Origin of the sequence: Streptomyces sp. NPDC057271, from assembly GCF_042668715.1 — a bacterium.
GTDB lineage: Bacteria > Actinomycetota > Actinomycetes > Streptomycetales > Streptomycetaceae > Streptomyces.
This window is the reverse complement of record NZ_JBHUYJ010000096.1, coordinates 24,654-30,745: the sequence shown is the minus strand read 5'-3', so window position 1 is coordinate 30,745 and position 6,092 is coordinate 24,654. Positions and strand designations below refer to the sequence as shown.

The window sequence follows — 6,092 nt, the reverse complement described above, 5'->3', positions numbered from 1 at the left end:
CCCGAACTGCCGCTTGACCAGGGTGCCTTGACTCACAATCGAGAGCCTAGCATTGGTTTATGTCACCGCGCTGGAACCCTAATCCCGATGTCAGAACCGGTCGCCATGTTGTCTACAACCTGCACGTTCACTTGGTTTTCGTCACCAAGTACAGGCGGAAGGCGTTCACCGACGCCATGCTGACCCGCACCGAAGAGATCATGCGGGAGGTCTGCGCCGACTTCGAGGCCGAGCTGAAGCAGTTCAACGGCGAACAGGACCACGTGCACCTGCTGGTGCACTACCCGCCCAAAGTCCAGCTCTCCAAGCTGGTCAACTCCCTCAAGGGCGTCAGCTCCCGCAGGCTCCGCCAGGAGTACGACAGCCACGTCCGCCGGTACCTGTGGGGCGGACACTTCTGGTCCGGTTCCTACTTCGCCGGATCGTGCGGCGGGGCACCCCTGACCGTTGTCAAGCAGTACATCGAAAACCAGCAGCGCCCCGTCTGACCGTCACCCCGGAGACACAGAGCACTCCGGCGCTCCGCGCCTCCGGTCCAAGGATGGCCTTCACCCCCGCCCTGAAGGGCGGAGCACTGGCCAAGATCAGAGGTAGAACCGCACGGCCTTGACCGTCACACCGGTCCGCCGCGCCAGTTCACCGATGGAGAAGAGCGTGTCGCCGTCCATGCCGCCCACTCTGGGACCTCCCCTTGGGGGAGACGCAAGGCCGTCGACCGGTGTCGGTACCTTGGCCCCCATGTCCAGCGACCGTCTCATGCGCATCCACAGCGCCGAGTTCCGGGCCATGGCCGACAGGGTTCTGCGGGTCACCGAGCTCACCTCCCGCCTGAACGTCCTGCCGTTCGAGGACGAGGCGGGCAAGGCGGAACTGTTCGCGCAGATCCTCGGCAGGCCGCTGCCGCCGCGCGTCACGATCTACCCGCCCTTCTACGGCCGCGACGCCGTCGCACGCCTCGACATCGTACGGACGCTGCGCGACCTCGGGCTCGGGCTTCCCGCCATCCGGAAGGTCGTGGACCGGGAGGTCTCGCTCGCCGAGGTGGCCGCCGCGCACGCGGAGGCGCTCGAGGTGCAGATCCGCACGCTGAGGCTGCGGCGCGCGGTGCTGACGGCGGTGGCCGGGCGGGGGCCGACTCCGGAGGAGCTGGATCTCATGCACAAGCTGGCGCGACTGTCCGCCGCCGAACGCGACCGTCTGATCGCGGAGTTCCTGGACGCCGCCTACCGCGGCCTGGACCCGGGTGTCGTCCGCTCGATGACGCCCGTTCTGCCCGACGATCCCGACGACGCACAGGTCGCCGCGTGGGTGGAGCTGGCGGAACTGATGCAGGACCAGGGGTTCGTGGCCGACGCGCGACGGCTGGCCGAGCGGCTCTCGGCCGCCCGGGGCGGGGGCTTCGCGCCCCCTCGCCCCCACATCGTGGCCGTGGTCCGCGAGAAGGCCGACCTCGCGCTCGACCCCGCCTCGCCGGAGGCCCGGTCGATCGTCGACCACGTCACCGCGCACCCCGCGTGCCCGGACGACCTCCCCGCGTACCTGAGAGCCGCGACCGACCCCCGCCGCATCCGCTACCTGCAGCTTCTCGCCCGCATCAACGCCTGGCCGCCCCCGGAGACGGTGACCCCGGCCGTCGCCTGGTTCCTGCGGGCGTTGTCGGTGCGGCGCGCGGGGTGACGGCCCGTGCCCTACGGCTTCGTCGCGAGCTGGATCAGGTTGCCGCAGGTGTCGTCGAGGACCGCCGTGGTGACGGGGCCCATCTCCAGGGGCTCCTGGACGAAGCGGACGCCCAGGGTGGTCAGGCGCGCGTGTTCCGCGTGGACGTCGTCGACGGCGAACTGGGCGAGCGGGATGCCGTCGCCGACGAGCGCGTCACGGTAGGCCTTGACGGCCGGGTGGCCGGCCGCCTCCAGCACGGCGAGGTGCTGGGACACCGCCTGGCGCGAGATACCGAGCGCCGACATCCCGCGGACCGTCCTAGTTCAGCAGCGCCCGCGCCGCCTGCGCCCGGTTCCGGATCGACGCCGCGGCGCTTGGTTCGACCGCGTCGACCACCGAGGCGTACGCCTCCATCTCCGCCGCCCCCGCCTGGAACTCGCCCCGCTGCACCAGCAGCTCCGCGTGCTCGTAGCGCAGCCTGGCCGGGTGGGCGGGGAGGAGCAGGGACAGCTCCACGGCCCACAGCGCCACGCCGGAGCGCTCCGGGCGGGGCGCCGCCCAGGCCCGGATGTTGTTCAGGATGCGCAGGACGATCTCCAGCGGGTCCGCGGGGCGCAGCATCGACGGTTCGAGGGGCTCGCCCGTGGCGCCCGCCACCAGCAGTTCGGCGTCCATGCCCGTCATCGGCCGGCCGCCCGCGAACGGGTCCGCGAAGACCTGCGCCGACGGGTTGCCGAAGCCCACCACGAAGTGCCCCGGCAGTCCGAGGCCGTACACCGGCGCGCCCGCCCGGCGGGCGACCTCCATCCAGAGCACGGACAGGAGGATCGGCAGACCGCGCCGGCGCTTCAGGACCTCGTGCAGCAGCGAGGACTCCAGCCGCTGGTAGTCCGAGGGGACGCCCTGGAAGCCGTACCGTCCGCCGAGCAGCCGGGCCAGCGCGGCCACCCAGTCGTCCGGCTCACGCAGGCCGTACGGCAGCTCCCCGGCCAGCCGGTCCAGCTCGATCTCCGCCGCGTCGAGGTCCGCCGAGGTCGCCGACTCGTCCGCGACCGCCCCGATCAGGAGGCAGAGCCTCGCGAGGTCCGGGCGCCGCGAACGCGCCTCCTCCGCGAACTCGCGCCGCCACTCGCTCGCGCCGGTCACGTCGGTCACCTCGCTCACGCCTCGGTCGGCCGGTAGTGGTGGTAGTGGTGATGGACCGCGAAGCCCATCCCCGCGTACAGCGACCGAGCTCCGTCGTTCTCCGCCTCCACCTGCAGCCAGGCCGCCGACGCGCCCTCGTCGAGCGCCTGCCGGGCGAGCGCCGCCATCACGGCCGTGGCCAGGCCCCGACGCCGCTGCGCGGGGTCGACCTCCACCGCCATGAACCCGGCCCAGCGGCCGTCGACCACACACCGTCCGATCGCCGCCGGTATGTCTTCCGTGCCCGGTACGGACGCGAACCACACACTCGGGCCGCCGGCCAGGACGCTTCGTACATGGGGCCCGACCGCACCGGACCTGTTGTAGCGACGGAGCCAGGCGTCGTCCACGCTCCGCGTGAGCCGGACGCGCGACACGTCCGCGTCCAGGTCGCCGACCGGGGCGAGCCCCCCGATCCGCACCTCCGCCGAGACCTCCGACCGCCAGCCGCGCCGCTCCAGGTCGGCGCAGAGCAGCTCCTGCGTGCCCTCGGCGCCGGTCGCCGTCTGCACGTACGCGGGGAGGTCGCGCTTCCGGTACCAGTCGCGCACCCGCGCGAGCGCCTCGTCCAGCGGAAGGCCGGGGTCGCCGAGCGGCAGCACCGAATTCGCGCGGCGGGTGAAGCCGCCCGCCGCCCGAAGCGTCCACTCGCCCAGCGGCTCGCTCTCCACCGGCTGCCAGCCGCGCGCCGTCGCCCGCGCCAGCTCCGCGAAGGAGGCTGCGGGGCCGCGCCTGCGGGCCGGAGCGGCCGGCACGACCTTGCCGGCGACGAGGGTGGATTCCGCGATCCGGACGGTCTCACCGGTCCGGCGTGTGATCAAGAGCACATCATGGGCCCAGGATGTGAGAACTCCAACCGCGTCAGTGAATTTTCCACTGAGGTCACCCGCATCCGTCACATACCGAACTGAGACACGTTTTCCCACGTCAGCGCGGGTAATACGTACCTCAAGGCGCCCTCCTGCGGTGAATTCCACAGCTTCTCCGCCCCTCCTGTTCGGATCGACCCCAAGAACGGAGATACTAGGGGCGGGCATCGACGACGCCGCGCTCCCGCGCAGACCAGCCCTACCGAGGAGGAACGACAGCGTGACCTACGTCATCGCGCAGCCTTGTGTCGACGTCAAGGACAAGGCATGCATCGAGGAGTGCCCCGTCGACTGCATCTACGAGGGCTCCCGGTCCTTGTACATCCACCCGGACGAATGCGTCGACTGTGGTGCTTGTGAGCCGGTGTGCCCGGTCGAGGCCATCTTCTACGAGGACGACACCCCGGAGGAGTGGAAGGACTACTACAAGGCGAACGTCGAGTTCTTCGACGAGCTCGGTTCGCCCGGTGGTGCCTCCAAGCTCGGCCTGATCGAGCGCGACCACCCCTTCATCGCCGCTCTGCCGCCGCAGAACGGCTGAGATACCGCCCCCGGTCCCGTACGGCCTCGCCCGCTGTACGGGACCGACGCGTTTCCCGTACGTACGACGAAGTGAGCCAACTCGTGAGCGCAGTCTCGGGCGCAGTCTCCTCGCGCCTGCCCGTCTTCCCCTGGGACAAGCTGGAGCCGTACAAGAAGACGGCGGTCGCCCACCCCGACGGCATCGTGGACCTGTCCGTCGGCACGCCGGTCGACCCTGTGCCGGAGCTGATCCGGCGCGCGCTGGTCGCGGCGGCGGACTCGCCCGGCTATCCCACGGTCTGGGGCACCACCGAGCTGCGGGACGCGCTCACCGGCTGGTGCGAGCGGCGCCTCGGCGCGGTCGCGCTCACCCACCACAACGTGCTGCCGGTCGTCGGCTCCAAGGAGCTGGTGGCCTGGCTGCCCACCCAGCTCGGCCTCGGCGCCGGGGACCAGGTCGCCTACCCGCGCCTCGCCTACCCGACGTACGAGGTCGGCGCGCGGCTCTGCGGCGCGGAGCCCGTCGTCTACGACGACCCGACGACCGACCTCGACCCGGCCGCGGTCAAGCTGCTCTGGCTCAACTCGCCGTCCAACCCGACCGGCAAGGTCCTCGGCAAGGACGAGCTGACCCGGATCGTGGCCTGGGCCCGTGAGCACGGCATCCTCGTCTTCTCCGACGAGTGCTACCTGGAGCTGGGCTGGGAGGCCGACCCGGTCTCCGTGCTGCACCCGGACGTCTGCGGCGGCTCGTACGAGGGGATCGTCGCCGTCCACTCGCTCTCCAAGCGCTCCAACCTGGCCGGCTACCGCGCCGCGTTCGCCGCGGGCGACGCGGCCGTCCTCGGCGAGCTGCTCCTGATCCGCAAGCACGGCGGGATGATGACGGCGGCCCCGGTGCAGGCCGCCACGGTCGCCGCCCTGGGCGACGACCGCCACGTCGCCGAGCAGCGGGAGAGGTACGCGGCCCGGCGCTCCGCGCTGCGGACGGCGCTGGAGGCGCACGGCTTCCGGATCGAGCACAGCGAGGCGAGCCTCTACCTGTGGGCGACCCGCGACGAGCCGTGCTGGCAGACGGTGGAGTACCTGGCCGGGAAGGGCATTCTGGTCGCGCCCGGCGACTTCTACGGGACGGCGGGGGAGCGGTTCGTCCGGGTGGCCTTCACGGCCACGGACGAGCGCGTCGAGGCCGCGGTCAAGCGCCTGGGCTGATCGCCGCACGAACGTGGAAGGGCCCGGGGAGCGTGACGCTCCCCGGGCCCTTTCCCGTACCGGTGATGGAGAACCGGACGGGGGTTCAGCCGCCGATCGGCAGACCGCCCAGCGAGGGCACACCGCCGGTCGGCAGGGTCTTGCCGAGGCCGCCCGCCGACGGGGCGGTCTCTCCGAGGACCTCGCCCGCGCTGCCCGCGGTGTCGCCCGCGACCTGCTGCGCGGCCGGCGTGGCGGTCCTGCCCGCCGAGCCCACGGTCTTGCCCGCGGCCGGGACGGCCTTGTCGACGGCCTTGCCACCGGTGTCGCCGACGACACCGGTGGCAGTCTGCGAGGCGCCGTCCACGGCGTTGCCGACACCGGCGCCGTCCAGCGAGCTGATGCCGGAGAGCGCGCCGGTGGGCGCGATGCCGTGGTCCATGGCGCTCGCGGAGCCGGCCGCACCGACCACGGGGGCTGCTCCGGCCGCGACGAGAAGGGCGGCGCGGGCGATCCGACGGGTCAGGGGGAGGGACATGGTGCTCCTTCGACGAAGACGACGTGCTGACGCCGTGACAACCGAGGCGAGGGAGGGGGAGGTTGCGGCGGCCGAAGGTAAAGGCTCCGCAATGCATCGCATTATCGGGTGGGGAGGAAAGCGGACGA

At 71.8% G+C, this 6,092-nt stretch carries 8 protein-coding genes and 1 pseudogene; 4 read left to right on the top strand and 5 right to left on the bottom strand.

Annotated elements, in window-relative coordinates:
- Window positions 1-59: 59 nt before the first annotated feature.
- Window positions 60-488, top strand: coding sequence for an IS200/IS605 family transposase (gene tnpA, locus ACFUJR_RS31275; protein WP_266991251.1), 429 nt, complete (start codon window positions 60-62; stop codon window positions 486-488).
- Window positions 489-584: 96 nt separating this feature from the next.
- On the opposite strand, the gene ACFUJR_RS31270 is transcribed toward tnpA, so the two are convergent.
- Window positions 585-677 (bottom strand): MerR family DNA-binding transcriptional regulator, encoded by a 93-nt coding sequence (locus ACFUJR_RS31270; RefSeq protein ID WP_383172454.1) that lies wholly within the window; start codon window positions 675-677, stop codon window positions 585-587.
- Between the two features lie 61 nt (window positions 678-738).
- On the opposite strand from ACFUJR_RS31270, the gene ACFUJR_RS31265 reads away from it, so the two are divergent.
- Entirely contained in the window at window positions 739-1,677 is a 939-nt protein-coding gene (locus ACFUJR_RS31265) for a MerR family transcriptional regulator (RefSeq protein ID WP_383172401.1), read from the top strand.
- Window positions 1,678-1,688: 11 nt separating this feature from the next.
- On the opposite strand, the pseudogene ACFUJR_RS31260 reads toward ACFUJR_RS31265, so the two are convergent.
- The 3 genes and pseudogenes from ACFUJR_RS31260 to ACFUJR_RS31250 all read right to left on the bottom strand — a co-directional run.
- Window positions 1,689-1,916: pseudogene (locus ACFUJR_RS31260) on the bottom strand (VOC family protein); the annotation flags it as partial.
- Window positions 1,917-1,977: 61 nt separating this feature from the next.
- Window positions 1,978-2,823: a tetratricopeptide repeat protein gene (locus ACFUJR_RS31255; protein ID WP_383172403.1), complete on the bottom strand. Its 846-nt coding sequence runs from the start codon at window positions 2,821-2,823 to the stop codon at window positions 1,978-1,980.
- The gene (locus ACFUJR_RS31250; RefSeq protein WP_383172405.1) at window positions 2,820-3,821 is read right to left on the bottom strand and encodes a GNAT family N-acetyltransferase; all 1,002 of its coding nucleotides are present in this window, start codon (window positions 3,819-3,821) and stop codon (window positions 2,820-2,822) included. Before ACFUJR_RS31250 ends, ACFUJR_RS31255 begins: the two co-directional genes overlap by 4 nt.
- A gap of 112 nt (window positions 3,822-3,933) precedes the next feature.
- Between ACFUJR_RS31250 and fdxA the strand changes: the two genes are divergently transcribed.
- Both fdxA and ACFUJR_RS31240 read left to right on the top strand, forming a co-directional pair.
- Window positions 3,934-4,254: a ferredoxin gene (fdxA, locus tag ACFUJR_RS31245; protein WP_003985062.1), complete on the top strand. Its 321-nt coding sequence runs from the start codon at window positions 3,934-3,936 to the stop codon at window positions 4,252-4,254.
- A gap of 83 nt (window positions 4,255-4,337) precedes the next feature.
- Entirely contained in the window at window positions 4,338-5,447 is a 1,110-nt protein-coding gene (locus tag ACFUJR_RS31240) for a bifunctional succinyldiaminopimelate transaminase/glutamate-prephenate aminotransferase (RefSeq protein ID WP_383172407.1), read from the top strand.
- An 85-nt stretch (window positions 5,448-5,532) separates the two neighbouring features.
- Here the strand turns inward: ACFUJR_RS31240 and ACFUJR_RS31235 are convergent, their stop codons facing one another.
- Complete coding sequence (locus ACFUJR_RS31235; RefSeq protein WP_383172409.1) at window positions 5,533-5,964, bottom strand: ATP-binding protein; 432 nt, start codon at window positions 5,962-5,964, stop codon at window positions 5,533-5,535.
- Window positions 5,965-6,092 lie beyond the last annotated feature (128 nt).

Coding starts and splice junctions, on each gene's coding strand:
- tnpA (WP_266991251.1), top strand. CDS start 60: ATGTCACCGCGCTGGAACCCTAATCCCGATGTCAGAACCGGTCGCCAT.
- ACFUJR_RS31265 (WP_383172401.1), top strand. CDS start 739: ATGTCCAGCGACCGTCTCATGCGCATCCACAGCGCCGAGTTCCGGGCC.
- ACFUJR_RS31235 (WP_383172409.1), bottom strand. CDS start 5,964: ATGTCCCTCCCCCTGACCCGTCGGATCGCCCGCGCCGCCCTTCTCGTC.